Genomic DNA, 20,675 nt, shown 5'->3' on the forward strand with positions numbered 1-20,675 from the left:
AAAACACATTATAGCCTGTCAGGTGACATACTCTTGAAGCACCTGACTTAACCACTCCATAAATACCCGAACGCGCCGTGCCACATTACGACGATGGGGATAAAGTAAATGAATCGGCATCGGCCTGGCCGGGAAGGCATGAAGCACCTCCACCAACTCACCGCTTTCCAGATATTTATGAATCCCCACGGTCGGCACCTGAATAATACCCAGCCCTGCGAGGCAGGCCGCGCGATAGGTTTCGGTGCTGTTAACGGTGACGACACCGCCGGTGTGCACGTAGTGGCACTGCTTACCATCGAAGTATTCAAAGCCCTGAGCAGGCTGACCAAGCTGCTGGCTGTAATGCACCATGGCATGCTGCGACAGCTCTTCAAGCCGAATCGGCCGGCCAAAACGCGAAAGGTAGCCAGGACTGGCGCAGTTAATCAAGGTATGTGTACCGATTCGGCGGGCGATAAGCCCCGAATCTTTCAGCTCGCCAACGCGAATCACACAGTCAAACCCTTCGCGAATAACGTCCACCTGGCGATCGTTGCTGCTGAGTTCAATTTCAACGCCGGGATAGTGCTGAAGAAATTCCGGCAGGCGGGGCAGGATAAGGTCGGTCGCCATCGCTGTGGACATATCCACCCGCAGCTTGCCGCTTAAGGTGGCGGGATCGTGCTGGAACAGGCTGTCCATATCACCAATCATCGCCAGCAAATCAAGACAGCGGTCGTAATACACTAAGCCATCCTGAGTCAGTTGCACCCGCCGTGTGGTTCGGTGAAGCAGGCGCGTGCCCATCTGATTTTCCAGCGCCTGAATTTGCCGCGATACGCTTCCCTTCGGGAGCCCAAGACTTTCTGCTGCTGCAGTAAAACTGCCCATCTCTGCAACTCTGACGAAAACCTGCATTGCGTGAATTTTATCCATATGGCCTGCCGATTGTTGTTGTAAGTGGAACAGTGCTGCACGTTCTCAGGCGTTTATAGAACAATTATTAACGAATATCCTCAACCTGTGTTCAATTTTGCAACAGGAAACCAACATGAGTCGTAAAATCGTCTTGATTACGGGGGCTAATCGCGGTTTAGGCCGGAATGCAGCGGTAAAACTGGCAGCTAAAGGCCGGGATATTATTTTTACTTACCGCACCCATCAACATGAAGCGCAGGACGTGATCAGGGAAATTGAACGGGCAGGTGGCCGCGCGCTGGCGCTACAGCTGGATGTGGGCGACCTGAGCCAGTTTGATCGTTTCATTTCTGAGGTAAAAAATGCACTGCAGCAGCACTGGCAGCGTGAGACGTTTGATTATTTAGTGAACAATGCCGGACAGGGTCACTATAAACCTTTTAGTGAAACCACCGAGGCTGAATTTGATGCGCTGATGAATGTGCATTTCAAAGGGCCTTACTTCCTGACCCAGAAACTGTTGCCAGCGATCGCGGACGGCGGGCGCATTCTGAATATCTCCAGCGGATTAACGCGCCTGACTTACCCCGGCTCAGGAACTTATGCGTCGATGAAAGGTGCGATGGAAGTGCTCACTCGCTATCAGGCCAAAGAGTTGGGCGAGCGACGCATTCGCGTGAATATTCTGGCTCCGGGCGCCATTGAGACCGATTTTGGCGGTGGGCGCGTGCGCGATGATAAAGCCGTTAATGACACCATCGCGGCCTTTACCGCCCTGGGCCGGGTTGGTCTGCCTGACGATATCGGCGATGCCGTTTGTGCCATTCTCAGTGATGAAACTGGCTGGATCACCGCGCAGCGTATCGAAGCATCGGGCGGTCAGGCGCTGTAGCTATTCAGGGCGACGCCGTCGCCCTTATTTCAGCGCTCGACTAGCCTTTAATCGTGCCTTCTATCACCGTCACGGTTTTGCCACCGATCCAGATCGTATCGCCCTGATATTCCACCGTCACGCGTCCCTCTCGGTTTACCCGGGTGCCCTGACGGACGCGGTAATCTTGCGTCTTGCCCTGAGCAGCGAAGTAGCGTGCCAGGCAGGCATTGGCGCTGCCGGTGATCGGGTCTTCGGTCAGGCTTCCGTGCTCAATCAGCAAACCACGAACCTCATAGTGCTCAGCTTCCCCTGCAGGCAGCGGACCAAATGGCATGATGCCGCTCACGTTAGCGTGATGGATGAGTCGCTGTAAATCGGCAATATCAGGCGTAATCGACAGGACCGCCTCTGCACTGACCATAGGGATCAGCAGCCAGCGAATGCCCATATCAACCACGACGGCCTCCTGGGCTGTATCGACGGCGTTACTGTTGAGTGCCGCACTAATGAGTGCATCATGGAAAGGCGTTAAGGTGGCCGTCGGGGCGGCAAAGGCCAGGGTGGTATCGTCGGCAATTTTTATCTTCACGTTGCCCACGCCGCATTCCTGAATAATCACCCCCGGCGTTTTTGTCTGGAAGCCCGCTTCCAGTAAAGCATGAGCGGTACCGAGCGTGGGATGACCGGCAAAAGGCAGCTCGCCCTCAACGGTGAAGATACGCACGCGGTAATCAGCCTGATTATCCTGCGGCGGCAGGACAAAGGTGGTTTCCGATAAGTTGGTCCAGCGTGCGATGGCCGCCATCTGGCTGTCGTCCAGACCTTGTGCGTCCATGATGACCGCCAGTGGATTACCGTTAAACGCGGTCGAGGTAAACACATCCACTTGTTTAAACGCAACGTTCATTGTCACTCCTTTTGAATAAGGTAAAGATGTTTTTTCTTGCCCGGGCAATTGCTTATGTCAGTTAACAGGGCTATGAATAAGTTAAGCAACTGGATGGAGCCTGCTATGTTAAAAATTCTTGGACGCGCCTCCTCAATCAACGTGCGCAAAGTACTCTGGCTGTGTGACGAACTGGACCTGCTCTACGAACGTGAAGAGTGGGGGGAAGGGTACAAATCCACGCACTCTCCCGAATTTATCGCGCTGAATCCCAATGCCATGATCCCGGTATTGATTGATCAAGACCTGATTATGTGGGAATCCAATGCCATCCTGCGCTATCTGGCGACCGCCTACGGTGGCGACTGGCTCTATCCCGACAATCCGCGTTCACGTGCGCCAGTGGATCAGTGGATGGACTGGCAATCGACAGAACTTAACACCTCATGGCGCTATGCGTTCATGTCGCTGGTGCGCAATTCACCGGCCCATCAGGACCCAAGGCTGTTGGCCGCTGCCTGCAAAGGCTGGTCCCACACCATGGGTATTCTCAATCAGCAGCTCGAACATACCGGTCGCTATGTTGCCGGACGGAACTTCAGTCTGGCGGATATACCGATTGGTCTTGCCGTCAACCGCTGGTTCGAAACGCCGCTTGATCATCCAGACCTGCCTGCCGTGCGCACCTACTACGAACGCCTGACCGAGCGCCATGGCTATACCATCTGGGGACGTAACGGCACGCCCTGATCCTGACCCGGCGGCAGGCCCGCGAGTTCGCAGGCCACCTTCCCGGCCCGGATGATGGCGCGAACGTAGCGCTGATCAAACGGATAGCAGCATGAAAGGCGCAATGCATGGTTATAGCGCTCGCTCAGCGAATACAGCGCACCGGGCGTAACGCAAATCTGCTCTTTCAACAGACGGGAAAACATCTCCGTCGTATCCACCTTGCCGGGCAGTTCGACCCAAAATACAAAGCCACCGCGCGGTAATGTGGCCTGGGTGCCCTGAGGGAAATGCTGCGCAATCAAACCGCGCGCCTCATCCAGATTGCTGGCATAGCTGCGGCGCAGGCTGCGCAGATGATGGTCATAGCCCCCGTTGGCAAGGAACTCCGCCAGCGTTTCCGACAGCAGCGCCGATTCCGCCATTGATGACACGGCTTTCAGGCGTGCAATGGCATCGTGAAAGCGTCCGGCTGCAATCCAGCCGATGCGAAAATCGGGCGCCACGGTTTTGGTAAAGCTGGTGCAGTAGAGCACCCAGCCATGCTGATCGAACGACTTAACTGCAGGAGAGAGCGGCCAGTCAAACTGCAACTCATCATAAAGACCGTCTTCAATCAGTGGTACTTGGTAAGTATTCACTAACTTCGCGAGCCTTTTCTTGTCGGTCAATGACATACAAAATCCCAGCGGATTTTGCGCCGAAGGCATGGCGACCAGCGCCTGAAGACGGTTTTCCTGAAGCAGCATCTCAAGCGCGTCCAGCGACAGGCCGCGCTGGGGATCGGTAGGAATTTCCAGCGCCTTCAGGCCCAGGGACGCCAGCAGGGGAAACAGAAAGAAATAGGTAGGGGATTCCAGTCCGACGCAATCGCCTGGCTTCGTTACCGCCCTGAGTGCCAGTTGTAGCGCCTCCATACAGCCATGCGTGAGGGTGATATCGTCGGCGGTAAGCGATTGCCCGGCATGCAATGCACGACGCGCAATCTCCTCCCGTAAGCGCTCACTACCCGGCGGAAGCGCGTAGCGTCCAATAAGGTGTGGATCACGCCGCAGTAAAGATGCCGTAATGCGCGCCAGTCTGGCTGACGGAAACAGATCGCTGTCCTGCGGGCAGGCCAGCGATATATTGGTGTAATCAGGGTGATTTTGCGCGGCGAACACCTTATCAATCAAATCCAGCTTTTCATTACTGGGATCGCGGACCACCCGGGCAGAGTGCTGTGCATTTCGCGTCACCATCGGCAGCACGCCGCGCACGTAGTAGCCTGATTGCGGACGCGCCTCAATCAGCCCACGGTTTTCCAGCAGTTGCCAGGCGTTCAGTACGGTATTCACGCTCACCTGATGTGACTGCGCGACGCGCCGGATGGCGGGCAAACGCTTTCCCGGTTTCAATGTGCCTTTATGAATCGCCTCGGCAAAGCTGTCGGCCAACTGCTGGTAGAGCGTTTGATCGGATGGGGTTTCAGGGGACACAATTGCCTCCGGGCGCGACAGGTACAGTTGAAATCAGTTGTGATTGTACCCATCAAAATAGCGATTTCTTGTCTCTGTTACCATAACTTTTCTCATCGTAGCATGAGGGTACTTTCGATTATCAGGAACGCCACTATGCTCGATCCCTCATTCTTCAGTTATGTCACCGTGATGTCGATTACACCGGGGCCGAATAACCTGTTGCTTGCCACGTCGGGTGTCAATTTTGGTATGCGGCGTACGCTACCGATGGTGTTTGGCATTCTGATCGGCTGTGCGCTGCAAACCGCGATTGCAGGACTGGCGCTGGAACTTCTGCTGCACTGGATGGCCTCTGTGCGTTTGCCGCTGACGCTGGTGGGATGTGGTTATCTGCTATGGCTCTCCTGGAAAATATTCAGGGCGAATGCACCCGAAGCCCGGGTAAAGCCGCAGCCCATGACCTTAGTGGGCGGTGCCTGTTTTCAGGCTATCAATCCCAAAGCCTGGTTAATGGCCAGCAACGTGGCACTGCTGTACAGCGCCAGCAGTGGCGTGCTGACCGTGATGGGCGCTTTCATGCTGCTGAATCTGCCGTGCATTTTATTATGGGCCGCACTGGGTGACCGCCTGCGCGGTCACCTGCAAATTCACTGGAAACGTCAGTTGTTTAACAGCCTGATGGCACTGTCGCTGGTGGCAACCACGATCTGGATGTTGGTTGATGCCTTCAGGACCTTTTAATCCGGTGCGCCTGACGCGGTCGCTGAGGGCCACTTCCAGTTCTGTACTTCCGGGACATCTTCGCCATGAATCCGCACGTAGCGATGATGCTCGGCGAGTCGCTGCTCCAGGTCGTCGAGCAGCTCAGGGTGACGTTCGGCAAGCCCCGGGACGTGACGAATAGCGGCCTGGGCAAGATGATAGCGATCCAGCTCGTTAAGCACCGTCATATCGAAAGGCGTGGTCGTCGTGCCCTCTTCATTAAAGCCATGCACATGGAAATTACGATGGTTATTGCGCTGACAGGTCAGGCGATGAATCAAGCTGGGGTAACCGTGAAAGGCAAAAATCACGGGCTTGTCGGCGGTAAACAGTGCGTCAAAGTCCTCTTCTGACTTACCGTGCGGATGCTGTTTCTGGGTTTGCAGTGCCAGCAGGTCCACCACGTTTACCACCCGAATGCGCAGGTCAGGCAGGAAGGTGCGCAGTAAATCTACCGCCGCCAGGGTTTCCATGGTGGGGACATCGCCCGCACAGGCCATGACCACATCCGGCTCTGCGTTCTCGGGGGTTGTTCCGGCCCAGCGCCATTCACCCATCCCGGCCTCACAATGGGTGATGGCGCTGTCCATATCCAGCCACTGAGGCGAAGGCTGCTTGCCTGCCACAATCACGTTGATGCGGTCCCAGGTGCGCAGGCAGTGATCGCCCACCCACAGCAAGGTGTTGGCATCGGGTGGCAGGTAGATACGCACAATATCGGCTTTTTTATTGGCAACGTGGTCAATAAACCCCGGGTCCTGATGGCTGTAACCATTGTGATCCTGACGCCAGACATGGGAAGAGAGCAGATAGTTAAGGGAAGAAATGGGCTTACGCCAGCCCAGTTTGCGCGTCACCTTCAACCATTTGGCATGCTGGTTGAACATGGAGTCAATAATGTGGATAAAGGCCTCGTAGCAGTTAAATAAACCGTGCCTGCCCGTAAGCAGGTAGCCTTCCAGCCAGCCCTGGCACTGATGCTCACTCAGAATCTCCATCACTCGCCCATCAGCAGCTAACTGCTCGTCGTAAGGCTCCATGGCTTCGAGCCAGGTGCGGCTGGTGGTCTCAAAGACCGGTGTCAGCCGGTTAGAGGCCGTTTCATCCGGGCCAAACAGCCGAAAATTATCCTGGTTGCGCTGGAATATGACGTTAAGGTAGCGGCCAAACTGTTCTGTCGCCTGTCCTGCCTGTGAGCCGGGCTGCTGCGTGTCGAAGGCAAATTCGCGAATGTCGGGCGTGGCAAGCTCACGGCGCAGTAAGCCGCCGTTTGCGAACGGGGACGCGCCCATGCGTTTTTCACCCTGAGGGGCCAGCGCCTGCAGTTCCGGCATCAGGCGTCCCTGTTCGTCAAACAGGTCTTCCGGGTGATAGCTGCGCATCCAGTTTTCCAGGATGTCCCGATGACCGTCATCTTCCCGACAGGCGGCAACCGGCACCTGATGTGCCCGCCAGAAATCTTCCACCTTCTTGCCGTCGACCGTTTTGGGTCCGGTCCAGCCTTTGGGACTGCGCAGAATAATCATCGGCCAGTGGGGAATCGCCTGCGTCGGCGAACCGCTGCGTGCCGCCTGTTGAAATGCCGCAATCTCAGAAAATGCGCGATCCAGCGTGTCGGCCATCAGCTTGTGCATTGTCTCGGGTTCATGACCGCAGACAAACAGGGGCTCATAGCCGTAGCCCCGAAACAGCTGGCGTAGGTCGTCGTCACTGGCGCGGCCCAGAATGGTCGGGTTGGCAATCTTATAGCCATTCAGGTGTAAGATTGGCAGCACGGCGCCGTCCCGTTGCGGGTTCAGAAATTTAATACCGTGCCAGCTGGAAGCCAGCGGACCGGTCTCTGCTTCGCCGTCGCCAATTACGCAGGGCGCAATCAGATCGGGATGATCAAAGACTGCACCAAACGCATGTGACAGGGAGTAGCCCAGTTCACCCCCTTCATTAATCGAGCCCGGGGTTTCCGGCGCGGCATGGCTGGGGATGCCGCCCGGAAAGGAAAACTGTTTAAACAGTTTCTGCATGCCCGCGGCATCCTGACTGATATGCGGATAGATTTCGCTGTAGCTGCCTTCGAGCCAGGTATTCGCCACCATGCCCGGACCGCCATGACCGGGGCCACAGATATAGATCAGGTTCAGATCGCGCTGACGAATGATGCGGTTTAAATGGGCATAGATAAAATTAAGCCCGGGCGTTGTGCCCCAGTGCCCCAGTAAACGCGGTTTAATATGCTGTGGTGTTAACGGCTCGCGTAATAATGGATTATCCATTAAATAAATCTGCCCGACAGACAAATAGTTAGCGGCGCGCCAGTAGCGGTCAAGCAAGGCGAGTTCGTGTTCAGTGTTCGGTTGGGCCATGACATGTCCTCCTGCATTAAGGCAGATTTAACCCTAATAGAGAATGTGGCAGTCAACCAGGCAAGCGGTAAACAAAAAGGCCTCGCAGTGCGAGGCCTTCTGTATCAAGGGCGGCTTATTTGCCGATAACAAAGGCGGTTTCACGGCCCTCATCGTTTGCGGCCACCGGCGTAACCGGCGTGTACTCAAGCTGCAGGATGCGGCTGGTTTCTGCCAGCACTTTTTCGGTCAGGGCCACATCACCATTCAGCCTGCGTCCCCAGGACGGCACCACGGCACGAATTTTATTTTGCCACTCCGGCGAAGCCATCTGCTCTGGATACACCTTATGCAGCAGCTCCAGCATAATAGGTGCCGCAGTGGAGGCACCTGGCGAAGCACCCAGCAACGCAGAGACTGAGCCGTCTTCGGACGACACCACTTCCGTACCTAAACGCAGCACCGCGCCTTCTTTCTCATCTTTCTTGATGATCTGTACGCGCTGTCCGGCCGTCACCAGGCGCCAGTCTTCCTGTTTCGCCTGCGGCACATAAGCACGTAGCGCATCCATACGATCACGGTCACTTTGCAGTACCTGATCCATCAGATATTTCACCAGGTCAAAGCTTTTCAGCCCGACTTTAATCATCGGCATCACGTTGGTGCTGTTGAGCGAGGCAAACATATCCAGCAGCGAGCCCTGCTTCAGGAATTTGGTCGAGAAGGTCGCAAAAGGACCAAACAGCAGAACCTGCTTGCCGTTCAGCACGCGCGTGTCGACGTGGGGCACAGACATCGGTGGTGCGCCCACGCTCGCTTTGCCGTACACCTTCGCCATGTGCTGTTTCACGACCTCAGGATTCTCGGTGACCAGGAAGGAACCGCCGACCGGGAAGCCCGCGTAACCGTTGGCCTCCGGAATACCGGCCTTCTGCAGCAGCGGCAGCGCCGCCCCGCCTGCGCCAATAAAAATCTTACCGGCCGTCAACGTGCGGCGCGTCCCGTCCGTCAGGCAGACAAGCGTCACCTGCCAACGACCATCGTTAAGGCGAGTGATTTCGCGGACTTCCTGATTCATGCGCAAACGGAAGTTGGCTTTTTTCTCCAGTGAGCTAATCAGCTGCCGCGTCACTTCACCAAAATCCACGTCGGTGCCCATGTCTGTCCAGGTCGCCGCCACTTTTTGACTGTCGGCCCGGCCTTTCATCACCAGTGGAATCCACTGCGCGATTTGCTGCGGATCTTCAGAGTAAGCCATGCCACGGAATAGCGTGCTTTTCTGTAAGGCATTAAAGCGCTTACGCAGAAACGCCACATTGTCATCGCCCCAGACAAAGCTCATATGTGGCGTGCTGTGAATAAAGCTTTTTGGTGTGTGCAGATTGCCTTTCTGAACGTGGTAAGCCCAGAACTGACGAGAGATTTGAAATGACTCATTGATCGCCACCGCTTTCGCGATATCGATACTGCCATCGGCTTTCTGCGGCGTATAGTTCAACTCGGCCAGCGCCGCATGGCCTGTACCTGCATTGTTCCAGCCATTTGAGGACTCTTCAGCCACATGCCCCAACCGCTCCACCATTTCAATGGACCAGTCTGGTTCAAGATCCTGAAGCCAGGTTCCTAACGTAGCACTCATGACGCCTGCGCCAATAAGCAGTACATCAACGTCTTTACGCTCCTGCGCCCTGGTGGTGTCCTTTCCGCTAACACTCATTGTGAGCGCAAGATTTACAGCTGATTTGCACATGAGGCGACATCTCCTCTTCTGTTGACCTGAAGCTCAACAGTGTTGCAGGCGAAATAGTCACGCTTCTGATGAGCGCGTTGCGCTACTTCCGGGTTAAGACTCAGGTATGGGTTAAAGCGACGATAACGAGTTAACTGAACGTTATGCTTTGTTGCTCAAATATAACATTCTCGCATCCGATTTAAACATTTGTTTATTTTTTAAATGCAGAAATGATTCAGCATAAGAAATAATCATAATGGCAAGTCCGCCATAAGTGATTTTTCCTTGTAGATTAGCAGGTTAAATAAAATGAGATGTTGCGGGATTGCTTTGTAATGGTGCAGGCTGAAAATTTCACCAGGCGGAAGGAATAATTTAAATTAATGAAAAATAGACTTTATTTAATTTTATTCCTGTCGATGAATTTGTACTCGCAGGCAGAATGGGCCCGTTTGTGTAAAACAAATGTTACATTTTTGTGACCTATGGATGCGGCCTTGACGCCGCGATACCGTTACGCCCCGAGGTGAACGACATGCGGTTTTCATCCCACTTTCAGATTTTCTTCAGAAGAGAAAACAGCGCAGGGCCTTAAACCCCAGAACGCAGGTTCAGCTGGCCGATGTGCCGGGATGCGTCAGCTTCACACGCGGAACCAGCGCCGCCAGACAAAGCGGATCACAAAGAACTCAAGCGCGCCCAGTAACAAGAACCACAGACAGAATACCAGGGTGTACAGCTGGCTGAGATCCTGCAAATGGAACATCTGCTGCAAATGCTGCGCTACCGTCAGGCTAAAAGCCGGTGCGGGCAGCAGCAGGGCAGACAGAAAGCCCAGCAGCAAAATGCCGCCGGGAAGGATTAAGGACTCGAAAGGGTTATTCATGAGCAGTGTTCCCTGTTTATCAGCCCGATATTTTCCGGTATTCCGTGCCAGGGTTCAATCACGGGATGTCTGTGCCTGTCATGGTTATGTCGAAACGGCGCAGAAAAGGCTTAAATGACATTAACTTAGCTGCATTCATAGCGTATGTTATGAGTTATAGCCTTGGCTATACTTAAATCCCTGATTTTATTGTCTTTTTATAACGATAATCGCGTGGTAGACTGCGCGCACTTTTTAAATTACCGAGCAATTTGTGTGATGGATTTAGCATGAAGCCGTGCTTTTTCATCCCAAGTGAACAAATCATGACCTTTATTGCCACCCTTATTCTTGCTCTTGGAATGTCAATGGACGCATTTGCCGCCGCGCTGGGCAAAGGTGCGGCCTTGCATCGTCCTGGCCTGAAAGAAGCCGTGCGGACCGGTCTGATTTTCGGTTGTATTGAAGCCCTGACGCCCCTTATCGGCTGGGCGCTGGGTCTGGCTGCCAGCCAGTATGTTGCCGCATGGGATCACTGGATCGCCTTTTTCCTGCTGGCCTTCCTGGGCGCGCGTATGATGATGGAAGGCTTCCGCAAAACCGCCGCCGAGCCGTGCGAAGCGCCGCAAAGTCATGGCTTTATGGTACTGGCCACCACCGCAGTCGCGACCAGCCTTGATGCTCTGGCGGTAGGGGTCGGACTGGCGTTTCTGCAGGTCAATATCGTCACCACGGCGCTGACTATCGGGGCCGCCACCACCGTAATGGCGACCACGGGCGTGCTGATTGGTCGTTTCATCGGGCCGGTTTTAGGCAAATGGGCTGAAGTCCTGGGCGGGCTGGTTCTGATCGCTATCGGTTCAACCATCCTTATTGAGCATTTGGCCCTGTTTCAGTAACGGGTGTAAACGTGAATTTTGTGATCTGGTTCAAAATTTATTGCTGATTAAAACAGCAGGCGCTATACTTTTCCTGTAGTTATTCAACAAAATTTTAACCGGATGATGTATGAAACGTTTTTTTAAGTACGTGTTCCACGCTTATGTTGAAACCTTTAAACACGTACCACCCGGCGCGCTCAACTAAGCGCCCACCGAATACCCTCGATAGTCGCGGTCAGGGACAGACCGGTGATTATCACCCCCGTTTTCGCTTCCCCGCTTTGATTGCATAGCGCCGTAACGGCGACTTTTTCAGCTTTCGTTATCCACACACTTCCTGCTGACATAACGTGATACATCTGGACATCCACTGTGCCAATCGATGTACGATTTTTATGCGTTTTTTGCTACGCTGCGCACCGATTTCTTTTAAAACATAGGGTTATCACCCGTAGCCATGACGAGGCAGTAATGCAGCTATGCAGTTTACCTGGTTTACCGCCGGGAAGAACTGGCCGCAGACCGGGGGCTTCGGGCCCTGGATGACCACCGCCGACGACATTCCTGACCCACAGCAGTTAACCATTAAAACGGTGCTGAATGGTCGGGAAGTGCAAAACGATACCACCGCCAACATGGTGCATCCGGTCGCCAAAATTATTGAATACATTTCCGCCTTTAGTCCGCTGTCGCCAGGGGATGTCATTATTACCGGTTCACCATTACCGGTTCACCGGGCGGCGTGGGCAAAAAACGTACGCCGCCGCTGTTCATGTTTAGTGGTGATGTGATTGAAGTGGAGATCGAAAAAATCGGTCGCCTGCGTAACACCATTGCCTGACAGCATGCATTAACCGCCTGTCTCTGCGATTCCCGTCCTACACTCAATGGATACCCAGGAACAGGAGCAGCTGATGAGGCGTACCATCCAGTGTAAAAAGCGGCAGGGCATGGCGCTAGCCGCCGGGATTGGTTTAGGTGTCGCGGCGGTCGTATGGGGCACGAAACGCTGGCAGCAAATGAAGCAAACGCCACCCGTTTCACCACGCAGCCATCACGCAGGATTAGCGGGTTACTATCAACAGATCGGCGACTGGCGCATGTTTACCCGCGTGACGCCTGAGGAACCCCACGGCTTGCCTGTTGTACTGATCCACGGCCTGGTGATGTCGGGGCGCTCAATGGAGCCGCTCGCACTGGCGCTGGGACGGGATTATCACGTCCTGGTTCCCGACCTGCCGGGCTTCGGCGGCAGCGCATTGCCCGCATCGGCCCCTGTTCTGTCGGTTAATGAACTGGCCGATATCCTGTGGCAGTGGTTGCAGCACAACGGTTTTCAGCGAGCAATCTGGGTGGGCAGCGCTTTTGGCTGTCAGGTACTGGCGGCGCTGGCGGATAAATACCCTGAAGCGGTGGCGGGACTGGTGCTACAGGGGCCCACCGCCGATCGCCATGCGCGCAGCCTGGTACGTCAGATGTGGCGAGGCTGGCGTAACAGCCGGATGGAAGCGCATCGCTCGCCGGGCGCGCTGGCCCGGATCGACTGGGCCAAAGCCGGCTTGCCGCGCGCCGTTGGCACGATGCGAGCCATGCTGAACGATCCCATCGAACACCATCTTACCTATGTCACTGCACCAACCTTACTGCTGAGAGGCTCACGCGATCCGGTCTGCCCGGCGCGCTGGCTGGATGAGCTGGCGGGGCTGTTACCGCACAGCGAAAAAATCACCTTACGCGGCGGGACGCACAGACTGCACTACGTTTATCCGTGGAGTTTCTGCCACGCCATCCGGCCTTTTTTAGCGCGTATTCAGCAGGAGAGCCAGCATGAGTAAACCGCCCAAGGGCATCGCCCGGTTTGATTCAGCCGCCACAATGTTGCTGACCTTAGCGAATGCACTTCACGATGGGCCTTTTGCCAGCCCGAGCCAGTCACCGATGTTAGACCGCTTATTGCCTTCGTTTGATCGTTTACCGACCCGGTTGCGTGAGTGGGGCTATGCGGTCAGCGGTCTGGCCGAGGGCATCAGTCATAAACAGGCCAGCGAGCTGGATATAGAAGGTATCGCCGAATGGATGGTCAGCACCTATCCTCAACGCGACTATCCGGCTGCGTTTGTGGGGGCCACCAATGGTGCCCTGGTGCACCTGGCCGCGGCGATGGGAACGCCGTGGCTGCCGCAAACCTTTCTGTGCCCGGTACGCATGCAGCAGAACGACCCGGATGATGCCCAGTCAGGATTCGAAGAAGGTAAGGCCGTGGCGGCGGCACTGCTGGCGACCTGGCCGAAGCTGGCGGTACATCACATGCAAGATCCGAGTCAGGATCGCCTCCTGCTGGAGAAAATGCACGACTTTCGCCTTAAGTTGCGCGACATGCCGCTGGCCTTCAATGAGTTTCTGCTGGGCGGATTACCGGCGGGAGCAACGCTGTTCATTAATCACTGCACGCGACAGTGGCCGGTAACGCGCACCAGTGATCGCTCTTTCTTTCAGTTTGGCGCACCCGGCGGTGCAACCGAAAACGAGTATTTGCGCGGCGGGCCGAGAGTCGCCGAATACCTGGCGCGGGCAGGCGTGGATCGCGCGCGCTGGGAGCCACCTGCCATCACCGATCATGTCCCTGACGCGGAATGGGGGCTGGACGGCTACCTGATTTCTCCGCTGAAAAAACTGGCAGAAGCCCAGCGCTGGACGCTGATGGAGATTCGTTACGATGACCCGGAGGCGCTGAGTTTTGTGGTCGCCGAAATTTACCGTGACTGGTATCTGGCGGCGGGCATACTGCCAGCCCGGCTGACGGTAGACAGCTTTTTACTGATGGACCCCTGGTGCAGCATGCAGCAGCACGCGATTCCCTTCTGGCTGATGTTTCCGTCCGTGCCGTCTGCGGATGCACTGCAACGCTTTCTTGAGAAGCAGCCGCCTTTTAACCATATCGACATGATGCTCTATTCCCATGGCACTGACAGTATCGGCCTGGCGGACATCGATCGCTGGAAACAGCTGTTAGCCTTTGCCAGGGAAGAGGGGGCATTCGTCGGGGTAGATGAAACGCGCTTCCCTCACGATTTTTCCACCTTTTCACGGTTCGATTCGGCGCTCCGGGAACGCGCACCGCTGCTGCCTGTCCCGCCGCCACTCAGTGTCGATAACGTGATTGCGGGGATTCAGCGTTACGGTGCGCGCCACGGCGTCACCCTCCAGGCGCTGACCTGAATCAGGTGCCGTCGGTAATGGGGTTGCGCACCAGCAGCAGGTACGCCAGCGCACCGACCAGCGTGACACAGGCACAAATCATCAGCGCCAGGCTGAATGATTTAGTGGTATCCAGCACCCAACCGGTGATGACTGGCGCAAAAGAGGCAAAGATAAAGCTGGCAAAGTTTTGAATGCTGCCCACGGACGCCGTCATGCGGGCGGTGACGTTGGCATGGATCAAGCCCCAGCAGGAGGTGCCGGCAAAGTGGATACAAAACAGCGCCATACCGATCAGCGTCACTGCGCTGGTGGTGTCGGTGGCGCGCGTCACGATGGCGGTAAAACCTGCCGACAGGATCATGCCGCTCACAATGCAGGCTTTACGGGTTTTTACCGCATCCCAACCGCGTCTGACCAGCGCATCAACCACATAGCCGTTTAGCAACATGCCTGCAGCACCAAACAGGAAAGGAATCGCCGCCAGTAAACCGGTGCTTTTCAAATCAAGATGATACGTCGATTGCAGATAGCCCGGCAGCCAGGCAATGTACAGCCAGGCGGTATAGTTAATGCCGCTGAAGCCAATCATCATGCCCCACATGGTGCGTTGTTTAAACAATCCGCGCCATTCGCGAAAACTGATCGGCTCTTTACGCGATGCCACGCTGCCTGCCTGCAGGTAGTGGATCTCTTCAGCGCTTAGCTGTTTATTATCGCGATCGCGATAAACCAGGTACCAGCCGAGGGCAAGAAACACACCCAGAATACCGATGGTAACAAACATGCCACGCCAGCCCAGAACCAGCATCATGGCAGCCAGTATGGGCGGCGCGATGGACAAGCCAATCATGGAGGCGGCGTTAAACATCCCCATCGGCATACCGCGATCTTTAATGTTAAACCAGTCGTTGATGACCTTTACCCCACAAGGATTCATGGGGGCTTCACCAATGCCCAGCCCAATACGCACCAGCACAAACTGGGTAAAGTTATGCACCAGACCGGACGCGGCCTGGAACAGCGACCAGATAAACATTCCCAGGGCCAGCATAATGCGCGGCCCTTTACGATCCAGCAGGGCACCCGCGGGCAGCTGCGCCAGCCCATAAGCCAGCGAGAACGCCGACAGCAGCACGCCGATCTCGGTGGCGCTGAGTCCCATTTCACCCCGAATGGTCATGTTGGCCACAGACAGTGAGCTGCGATCCAGGTAGTTAATGATGGCAGCAAACAGCAGTAGCAGCATGGCGGTAATCTGGACTTTACGAATGCGCGGCGAGCGCACGATATCACTGCGCAACGGCACAAACGCCTCGCCGGGCGAGGTGTCGGGCGGATTCGCGTGATCAACAACCGATCTGTGTTCCATGGCAATCTCCCTGGACAGGCGATTTATCATTATGATGAGTAGCAATGTCGCCCAACGGCACAGGGCCGTCGGTGCGTTGCGCTGAGAGTAAGGGGAATAAAAGCGAGATGTTGTAAAGTTGTTTGAAAATCGTGCGGGAGCTAATGCTTTGTGGTTTTTAATCGGGTTTTAATTGTACTGATTAATACTCCGCACCATTGAACGCTTGGCGGTCGCCAGATGGTTATGCAACGCGCACAGCGCATCCACATCCCGGCTGCCAATCAAGGCAGACAGAATCGCCATATGCTCTTCCAGCGCGACGATATTTCGCTGCTTAAGATCGCTTTCATCCCACTGATAATGCGAATGGAAAATCACCGAAATAATCTCCAGTGACTGATTAAAGAAGGGGTTATTGGCGGCCGACAGAATCAGCCAGTGCAGCTCTTTATCCAGTGCAGCAAAATGGCGATAGTTGCTGGCGATGGTTTCGCGCATCGATCGATGCCGATCCAGCAGATCTCGCGCCTGAATCCAGCGCTCATCCTCCCTGGGCAAATTCAGGAAGCGGGTAAGCGCATGGGTTTCCAGCATTTCACGTAGTTCAAATAACTTTTCAGCGTACTCTTGCGAAAACTTTTTCATCTGCCAGTGACCGCGTTTTACCGGCTCCAGCAGGTTATAGCGCATAAAATGCAGCAGGAATTCGCGAACCGCCACCGGGCTGACGTTGGCCTGCCTGGCCAGCTGTAATTCACTGAAGGTATCGCCGGGCTGTAGCAGTCGCTGATTGATCATATCAAAAAAGCGTTTTTCCACCTGGCTGGCCTGCTGCTCAATGGCGGGGGCAACGGCGCTGAGGCTGTCTTCTGCTTCAGGCTCGCGTACGATAACCCAGCTCTCATTCACTGTTTCCAGAACGCCACGCTCATGCAGATAGCGCAAAGCATGGCGCACCGTGGTACGGCTGATGTTGAACATCTCAGCCAGCGCGGCCTGGGGCGGAAGTGGCGACTGGATATGGCCCTGGGCAATGCTCTCCAGCATATGGTTAATCACGTTATGGCGTAAATTCTGGCTACGGCTCATGAGCGGCTCCGGTTTTTTAAGCATTAAAAACCATTGAAGTCCCAAAAAAACCGTCACGCTTCACAGATTGAGCAAAGGAAAACCGTTATTGCGGCAAGATTCGCCATAACTGCGCTAACGCTAACGGGAGAATTACCATGACAACAATGAAAGCACTAGTCATCACCGAACCACGCAACATGGTCTGGACCACGCGCGACGTCCCCCGTCCTGCGCCTGCGGAGGCGCTGATTAAACTCGTCAGTGCCGGCATTTGCGGCACCGATATCCACGCCTGGGCAGGAAACCAACCTTTTTTTAGCTATCCACGCGTACTCGGGCATGAACTCTGTGCAGACATTGTTGAAACGGGCAGCGCCATGCAGGGTTTTGCCGTCGGTCAGCGGGTGGCGCTGATTCCTTACCTCTCCTGCTATGAGTGCGATGCCTGCCAAAGCGGTAAAACCAACTGCTGTGAAAAAATTTCGGTGATTGGCGTGCATCAGGATGGCGGCTTTTGCGACTATCTCAGCGTGCCCGCCGCAAACCTGCTGGCGGTGGATGAGTTGGCACCCGAGGCGGCGGCATTGATCGAACCCTTTGCGATCAGCGCCCATGCGGTACGGCGAGCAGCGGTGGCACAGGGCGATCAGGTGCTGGTGGTGGGCGGCGGTCCCATTGGCCTGGGTGCGGCGGCTATCGCCGCAGCCAATGGCGCGCAGGTGATCGTGGCCGACACCAGTGATTACCGTCGCCAGCACGTCAGTCAGCAGCTCGGCCTCCTTGCGCTGAATCCGGCGGAAGCTGATTTTATTGCCGCACTGCGTGCCGGGTTTAACGGGCAACTGGCGTTAACCGTGATCGATGCCACGGGTAATCCGGCCGCGATGAACGCGGCGGTTAGCCTGATTCGTCACGGCGGCACGGTGGTTTATGTGGGCCTGCATAAAGGCGATTTGGTCATCCCCGACAGCGAATTCCACAAAAAAGAGAGCACGCTAATGGGCAGCCGGAATGCCACACGCGAAGATTTTGACCGGGTGCGTGAACTCATGGCCGCAGGGAAACTGCGTGCAGAAATGATGCTCAACCGGCGTTTCGCCTTCTCGACGCTGGCAGAGCAGTTTGAGGAAGCGGTCATTAACAATCGTGAGTTGATTAAAGGCGTTATCGATTTTGATCGCTAACGGTGGCCGCCAGGTTTATCGACTGAGTACCTGAAAAAAGTGTTGTCGCACCGCCTCCGCGTCGACGCCTAATGCGATGCGCTGCCGGGGAAGATCGCGGAAGGGATTATGCCGGGAAGCCAGCGTACTCTGTTGACGCACCGTCTGACCGCGGGCAATGCCTTCCGTAATGACCCGAAGCGGGCTTTCCACCAGCGTGAACGCCTCTGGCAGGCAGAGCCAGGAGAGGGTCAGCGTGTCATGCAGCGCCATGCCAGAAAATCCTTCTTTCTCAAGACTGTAGGCCAGATAAGGGCGACAGATGGCACGCAGCACTGGCTGATTAAGCCGATCCACCTCTTCACTGTGGATCAATACTTTATGGGTCACATCAAGCGGGATCAGCACGATCGGTAAGGCGGAGGAAAAAACCTGATCGGCGGCGTGCGGATCTTTCCAGATATTAAATTCGCTAAAGGGCGTCACATTTCCGCAGTGCCCGTCCGTGCCAAATGCGCCGCCCATCACGACCAACTCTTTTACCAACGGAATGATATCGGGTGCCTGATTGATTGCGCTGGCGATATTGGTCAGCGGACCAATGGCGACAAGGGTGACCGCACCTGGGTTGGCCCGCACGCTGTCGATAATAAACTGCACCGCACCGGGTGCCTCGTCGCTGAAGGGATTGTCAAAGGCATCGCCCAGGCCATCTTCGCCGTGCAGCCGGGCGGGCGCACTGGGTGCCTGGACCAGCGGACGGGAACAGCCACGGTAAACCGGCACATCAATCGCCATTTTCTGGCAAAACAGCCTGGCGTTTCTCACGGCCTGTCCGACGGCAACGTTGCCAAACACGGTGGTAATGCCCAGCAAATGTTGGGTGCGGGCGGCATAAGCCAGGGCAAAGGCATCGTCTACACCGATATCAGTATCAAAAATGACAGTTCGCACAGGCCGCTCCAGAAGAGAGTTTACCCCTTCGCCGCTGGCGAAAGGCATTCAACGGCTCTACAACGCCGCTGCCGGATAAACATTTAAGCGCAAAACGGCAACCGGGGAAACCTGAATCATGCCCGCCTGGACCTTCTGCTTTGCGGCGGCACAAGGTGCTGCGCTGACGTCAGTTCACGTAACGATTCTCTCCGCTCAACCACGGTTGCCAGCCAGAAAAAGGCATCGTATGATGGCCCGCATAAGGTGATGGCGTTCCACCTTTCCCAACCGCCTGCAGGCGTAACCTGCGGCTGATGACGCCTGACATTATCCTTAATCCTTTCGCGGGAGTCGGTGTGTCAGGTGTATGCTTTTTTCTTGCCCTCCACCGTCTTCTGCGCCAATCCTGAAATGGAGTCTGTGATGTTAAAACCGCTATTCGCTGTGATTCTGGGCGGCAGTATTGGCTGTGTGTTGCGCTGGTGGTTCGCCATGCGGTTTAACGCGTTATTTCCCAATCTGCCGCCGGGCACGCTGTTAGTGAACCTGATTGGTGGATTTGTGATTGGCGGTGCCATGGCCTGGTTCGTCAGGCATCCCCAGCTCGACCCGGCCTGGAAATTATTAATTACCACCGGCTTATGTGGCGGACTCACCACGTTCTCGACGTTTTCGGCGGAGTTAATGACATTGTTGCAGTCTGGCAAATACCTGTGGGCAATGAGCAGTGCGCTGATTCATGTCATTGGCTCATTGCTGATGTGCTTTGCCGGTTTTGCGCTCGTTAACCTGTTGGGCTAACGCAGCGGCGAAACCGGCGTGCCTGCGGTGGCGAAAGCGTGTTTAGTCCTGTAAGCACTGGGCAATAAATCCGGCGGCGTGCATTGCGCCCTGGGCTGAGATGGTGTGGCCGGTCTGAGGTTCAAACACCGCTTCGACCGGGACGCCCACCGCTTTCAGGCGAGTCGCCGCCGACTCACTTTCACTGGCCGGTATCACCGTATCAGCCCGGCCGTGAATCAACAGGGCTGGCGTGTGAGCCTGTGGCGTGATCGGGCCGTCAAAGGCCAGTCGCCCCGAAAACGCCACCACGCCCGCCAGGGGATAACGCCCGGAAGCCAGCAGGTCCAGCGCCATAATTGACCCCTGGGAAAAGCCCACCAGGATGACGTTTTCCCAGCGGTCTGCCATCCCGTTCTGAGACATCAGATGACGGATAACGCTGTCAAAGGCCTCGCGGGCGTCACGCACCCGACCCGGACGATTTTCTGGCGTAATATCGGCCAGGCTGAACCACTGATAGCCCGCGCCATGTTCAAAGGCGTAAGGCGCATCCGGTGACGCAAAGGCGACATCCGGGAGCAGGGTGGTCCAGTAGTCGCCAATCGGGGCCAGATCGTCTCCGTTACTGCCCACGCCGTGTAGAAAGATCACCAATGCTTTAGCCATGCCCGTTCCTTCGCTGTTTTTTGTCAGATTCTGCAGGCATTTGAACAGGTGACGGGATTAACGTCAAAACCAAACT

19 protein-coding genes, 1 pseudogene and 1 riboswitch are annotated in these 20,675 nt (G+C 55.6%); of the genes and pseudogenes, 10 read left to right on the top strand and 10 right to left on the bottom strand.

All coding sequences use genetic code 11. The features are described 5' to 3' along the window. Positions 1-18: 18 nt before the first annotated feature. Positions 19-918: a LysR family transcriptional regulator gene (locus QNH99_RS01195; RefSeq protein WP_063877640.1), complete on the bottom strand. Its 900-nt coding sequence runs from the start codon at positions 916-918 to the stop codon at positions 19-21. A gap of 115 nt (positions 919-1,033) precedes the next feature. On the opposite strand from QNH99_RS01195, the gene QNH99_RS01200 reads away from it, so the two are divergent. Next, positions 1,034-1,792, top strand: coding sequence for an SDR family NAD(P)-dependent oxidoreductase (locus QNH99_RS01200; protein WP_109717865.1), 759 nt, complete (start codon positions 1,034-1,036; stop codon positions 1,790-1,792). 40 nt (positions 1,793-1,832) lie between these two features. On the opposite strand, the gene QNH99_RS01205 is transcribed toward QNH99_RS01200, so the two are convergent. Next, positions 1,833-2,681 (bottom strand): PhzF family phenazine biosynthesis protein, encoded by an 849-nt coding sequence (locus QNH99_RS01205; protein ID WP_241568218.1) that lies wholly within the window; start codon positions 2,679-2,681, stop codon positions 1,833-1,835. Positions 2,682-2,786: 105 nt separating this feature from the next. Here QNH99_RS01205 and QNH99_RS01210 point away from each other — a divergent pair, with 105 nt between their 5' ends. Further along, positions 2,787-3,410: a glutathione S-transferase family protein gene (locus QNH99_RS01210; RefSeq protein ID WP_063877636.1), complete on the top strand. Its 624-nt coding sequence runs from the start codon at positions 2,787-2,789 to the stop codon at positions 3,408-3,410. Here the strand turns inward: QNH99_RS01210 and QNH99_RS01215 are convergent. After that, the gene (locus QNH99_RS01215) at positions 3,377-4,867 is read right to left on the bottom strand and encodes a PLP-dependent aminotransferase family protein (RefSeq protein WP_410517208.1); all 1,491 of its coding nucleotides are present in this window, start codon (positions 4,865-4,867) and stop codon (positions 3,377-3,379) included. The two genes, QNH99_RS01210 and QNH99_RS01215, sit on opposite strands and share 34 nt — an antisense overlap. Before the next feature lie 135 nt (positions 4,868-5,002). On the opposite strand from QNH99_RS01215, the gene QNH99_RS01220 reads away from it, so the two are divergent. After that, a complete protein-coding gene (locus tag QNH99_RS01220; protein WP_063877634.1) occupies positions 5,003-5,590 on the top strand; it encodes a LysE family translocator in 588 nt (195 codons plus the stop codon). Here the strand turns inward: QNH99_RS01220 and QNH99_RS01225 are convergent. From QNH99_RS01225 to QNH99_RS01235, 3 genes are all read right to left on the bottom strand, one after another. Further along, positions 5,587-7,971 carry a phosphoketolase gene (locus QNH99_RS01225; protein WP_410517209.1) on the bottom strand — a complete coding sequence of 795 codons (2,385 nt, stop codon included), beginning with the start codon at positions 7,969-7,971 and terminating at the stop codon, positions 5,587-5,589. The two genes, QNH99_RS01220 and QNH99_RS01225, sit on opposite strands and share 4 nt — an antisense overlap. Positions 7,972-8,086: 115 nt before the next feature. Next, on the bottom strand, positions 8,087-9,700 hold the full coding sequence (mqo, locus tag QNH99_RS01230; RefSeq protein WP_063877632.1) for a malate dehydrogenase (quinone): 1,614 nt from the start codon (positions 9,698-9,700) through the stop codon (positions 8,087-8,089). Positions 9,701-10,325: 625 nt separating this feature from the next. After that, positions 10,326-10,568: a DUF1158 family protein gene (locus QNH99_RS01235; RefSeq protein ID WP_063877631.1), complete on the bottom strand. Its 243-nt coding sequence runs from the start codon at positions 10,566-10,568 to the stop codon at positions 10,326-10,328. Positions 10,569-10,873: 305 nt separating this feature from the next. On the opposite strand from QNH99_RS01235, the gene mntP reads away from it, so the two are divergent. From mntP to QNH99_RS01260, 5 genes and pseudogenes are all read left to right on the top strand, one after another. Further along, positions 10,874-11,446 carry a manganese efflux pump MntP gene (gene mntP / locus QNH99_RS01240; protein WP_063881056.1) on the top strand — a complete coding sequence of 191 codons (573 nt, stop codon included), beginning with the start codon at positions 10,874-10,876 and terminating at the stop codon, positions 11,444-11,446. Positions 11,447-11,555: 109 nt separating this feature from the next. Further along, the gene (gene azuC, locus QNH99_RS01245) at positions 11,556-11,633 is read left to right on the top strand and encodes a stress response protein AzuC (RefSeq protein ID WP_112900613.1); all 78 of its coding nucleotides are present in this window, start codon (positions 11,556-11,558) and stop codon (positions 11,631-11,633) included. A gap of 274 nt (positions 11,634-11,907) precedes the next feature. After that, positions 11,908-12,269 (top strand): annotated as a pseudogene (locus QNH99_RS01250) (fumarylacetoacetate hydrolase family protein); the annotation flags it as partial. A 73-nt stretch (positions 12,270-12,342) separates the two neighbouring features. After that, on the top strand, positions 12,343-13,263 hold the full coding sequence (locus tag QNH99_RS01255) for an alpha/beta fold hydrolase (protein WP_241568215.1): 921 nt from the start codon (positions 12,343-12,345) through the stop codon (positions 13,261-13,263). Then, the gene (locus QNH99_RS01260) at positions 13,256-14,647 is read left to right on the top strand and encodes a hypothetical protein (protein ID WP_410517210.1); all 1,392 of its coding nucleotides are present in this window, start codon (positions 13,256-13,258) and stop codon (positions 14,645-14,647) included. The genes QNH99_RS01255 and QNH99_RS01260 overlap by 8 nt, the downstream gene beginning before the upstream one ends. A gap of 1 nt (position 14,648) precedes the next feature. On the opposite strand, the gene QNH99_RS01265 is transcribed toward QNH99_RS01260, so the two are convergent. After that, positions 14,649-15,998 carry an MFS transporter gene (locus QNH99_RS01265; RefSeq protein WP_109717859.1) on the bottom strand — a complete coding sequence of 450 codons (1,350 nt, stop codon included), beginning with the start codon at positions 15,996-15,998 and terminating at the stop codon, positions 14,649-14,651. Positions 15,999-16,166: 168 nt separating this feature from the next. Continuing rightward, positions 16,167-17,069 carry a GntR family transcriptional regulator gene (locus QNH99_RS01270; protein WP_410517211.1) on the bottom strand — a complete coding sequence of 301 codons (903 nt, stop codon included), beginning with the start codon at positions 17,067-17,069 and terminating at the stop codon, positions 16,167-16,169. A 137-nt stretch (positions 17,070-17,206) separates the two neighbouring features. Here QNH99_RS01270 and QNH99_RS01275 point away from each other — a divergent pair, with 137 nt between their 5' ends. Continuing rightward, complete coding sequence (locus QNH99_RS01275) at positions 17,207-18,235, top strand: zinc-binding alcohol dehydrogenase family protein (protein WP_410517212.1); 1,029 nt, start codon at positions 17,207-17,209, stop codon at positions 18,233-18,235. A gap of 15 nt (positions 18,236-18,250) precedes the next feature. On the opposite strand, the gene QNH99_RS01280 is transcribed toward QNH99_RS01275, so the two are convergent. After that, positions 18,251-19,168 (bottom strand): nucleoside hydrolase, encoded by a 918-nt coding sequence (locus QNH99_RS01280; RefSeq protein WP_410517213.1) that lies wholly within the window; start codon positions 19,166-19,168, stop codon positions 18,251-18,253. Positions 19,169-19,404: 236 nt separating this feature from the next. Continuing rightward, positions 19,405-19,481: riboswitch (Fluoride riboswitch) on the top strand. A gap of 92 nt (positions 19,482-19,573) precedes the next feature. On the opposite strand from QNH99_RS01280, the gene crcB reads away from it, so the two are divergent. After that, positions 19,574-19,951 carry a fluoride efflux transporter CrcB gene (crcB, locus tag QNH99_RS01285; RefSeq protein WP_109717855.1) on the top strand — a complete coding sequence of 126 codons (378 nt, stop codon included), beginning with the start codon at positions 19,574-19,576 and terminating at the stop codon, positions 19,949-19,951. A 42-nt stretch (positions 19,952-19,993) separates the two neighbouring features. Here the strand turns inward: crcB and QNH99_RS01290 are convergent, their stop codons facing one another. Then, positions 19,994-20,599: an alpha/beta hydrolase gene (locus QNH99_RS01290; protein ID WP_109717854.1), complete on the bottom strand. Its 606-nt coding sequence runs from the start codon at positions 20,597-20,599 to the stop codon at positions 19,994-19,996. Between the last annotated feature and the right edge of the window lie 76 nt (positions 20,600-20,675).

The organism is Pantoea allii, from assembly GCF_046529425.1.
Lineage (GTDB): Bacteria > Pseudomonadota > Gammaproteobacteria > Enterobacterales > Enterobacteriaceae > Pantoea > Pantoea allii.

Excerpts from the sequence above, each read along its gene's own strand:
- crcB (WP_109717855.1), top strand. The coding sequence starts at position 19,574 with ATGTTAAAACCGCTATTCGCTGTGATTCTGGGCGGCAGTATTGGCTGT.
- QNH99_RS01270 (WP_410517211.1), bottom strand. The coding sequence starts at position 17,069 with ATGAGCCGTAGCCAGAATTTACGCCATAACGTGATTAACCATATGCTG.
- QNH99_RS01225 (WP_410517209.1), bottom strand. The coding sequence starts at position 7,971 with ATGGCCCAACCGAACACTGAACACGAACTCGCCTTGCTTGACCGCTAC.
- QNH99_RS01195 (WP_063877640.1), bottom strand. The coding sequence starts at position 918 with ATGGATAAAATTCACGCAATGCAGGTTTTCGTCAGAGTTGCAGAGATG.
- azuC (WP_112900613.1), top strand. The coding sequence starts at position 11,556 with ATGAAACGTTTTTTTAAGTACGTGTTCCACGCTTATGTTGAAACCTTT.
- mqo (WP_063877632.1), bottom strand. The coding sequence starts at position 9,700 with ATGTGCAAATCAGCTGTAAATCTTGCGCTCACAATGAGTGTTAGCGGA.
- QNH99_RS01200 (WP_109717865.1), top strand. The coding sequence starts at position 1,034 with ATGAGTCGTAAAATCGTCTTGATTACGGGGGCTAATCGCGGTTTAGGC.
- QNH99_RS01265 (WP_109717859.1), bottom strand. The coding sequence starts at position 15,998 with ATGGAACACAGATCGGTTGTTGATCACGCGAATCCGCCCGACACCTCG.
- QNH99_RS01290 (WP_109717854.1), bottom strand. The coding sequence starts at position 20,599 with ATGGCTAAAGCATTGGTGATCTTTCTACACGGCGTGGGCAGTAACGGA.
- QNH99_RS01205 (WP_241568218.1), bottom strand. The coding sequence starts at position 2,681 with ATGAACGTTGCGTTTAAACAAGTGGATGTGTTTACCTCGACCGCGTTT.
- mntP (WP_063881056.1), top strand. The coding sequence starts at position 10,874 with ATGACCTTTATTGCCACCCTTATTCTTGCTCTTGGAATGTCAATGGAC.
- QNH99_RS01275 (WP_410517212.1), top strand. The coding sequence starts at position 17,207 with ATGACAACAATGAAAGCACTAGTCATCACCGAACCACGCAACATGGTC.
- QNH99_RS01220 (WP_063877634.1), top strand. The coding sequence starts at position 5,003 with ATGCTCGATCCCTCATTCTTCAGTTATGTCACCGTGATGTCGATTACA.
- QNH99_RS01210 (WP_063877636.1), top strand. The coding sequence starts at position 2,787 with ATGTTAAAAATTCTTGGACGCGCCTCCTCAATCAACGTGCGCAAAGTA.
- QNH99_RS01235 (WP_063877631.1), bottom strand. The coding sequence starts at position 10,568 with ATGAATAACCCTTTCGAGTCCTTAATCCTTCCCGGCGGCATTTTGCTG.
- QNH99_RS01255 (WP_241568215.1), top strand. The coding sequence starts at position 12,343 with ATGAGGCGTACCATCCAGTGTAAAAAGCGGCAGGGCATGGCGCTAGCC.
- QNH99_RS01260 (WP_410517210.1), top strand. The coding sequence starts at position 13,256 with ATGAGTAAACCGCCCAAGGGCATCGCCCGGTTTGATTCAGCCGCCACA.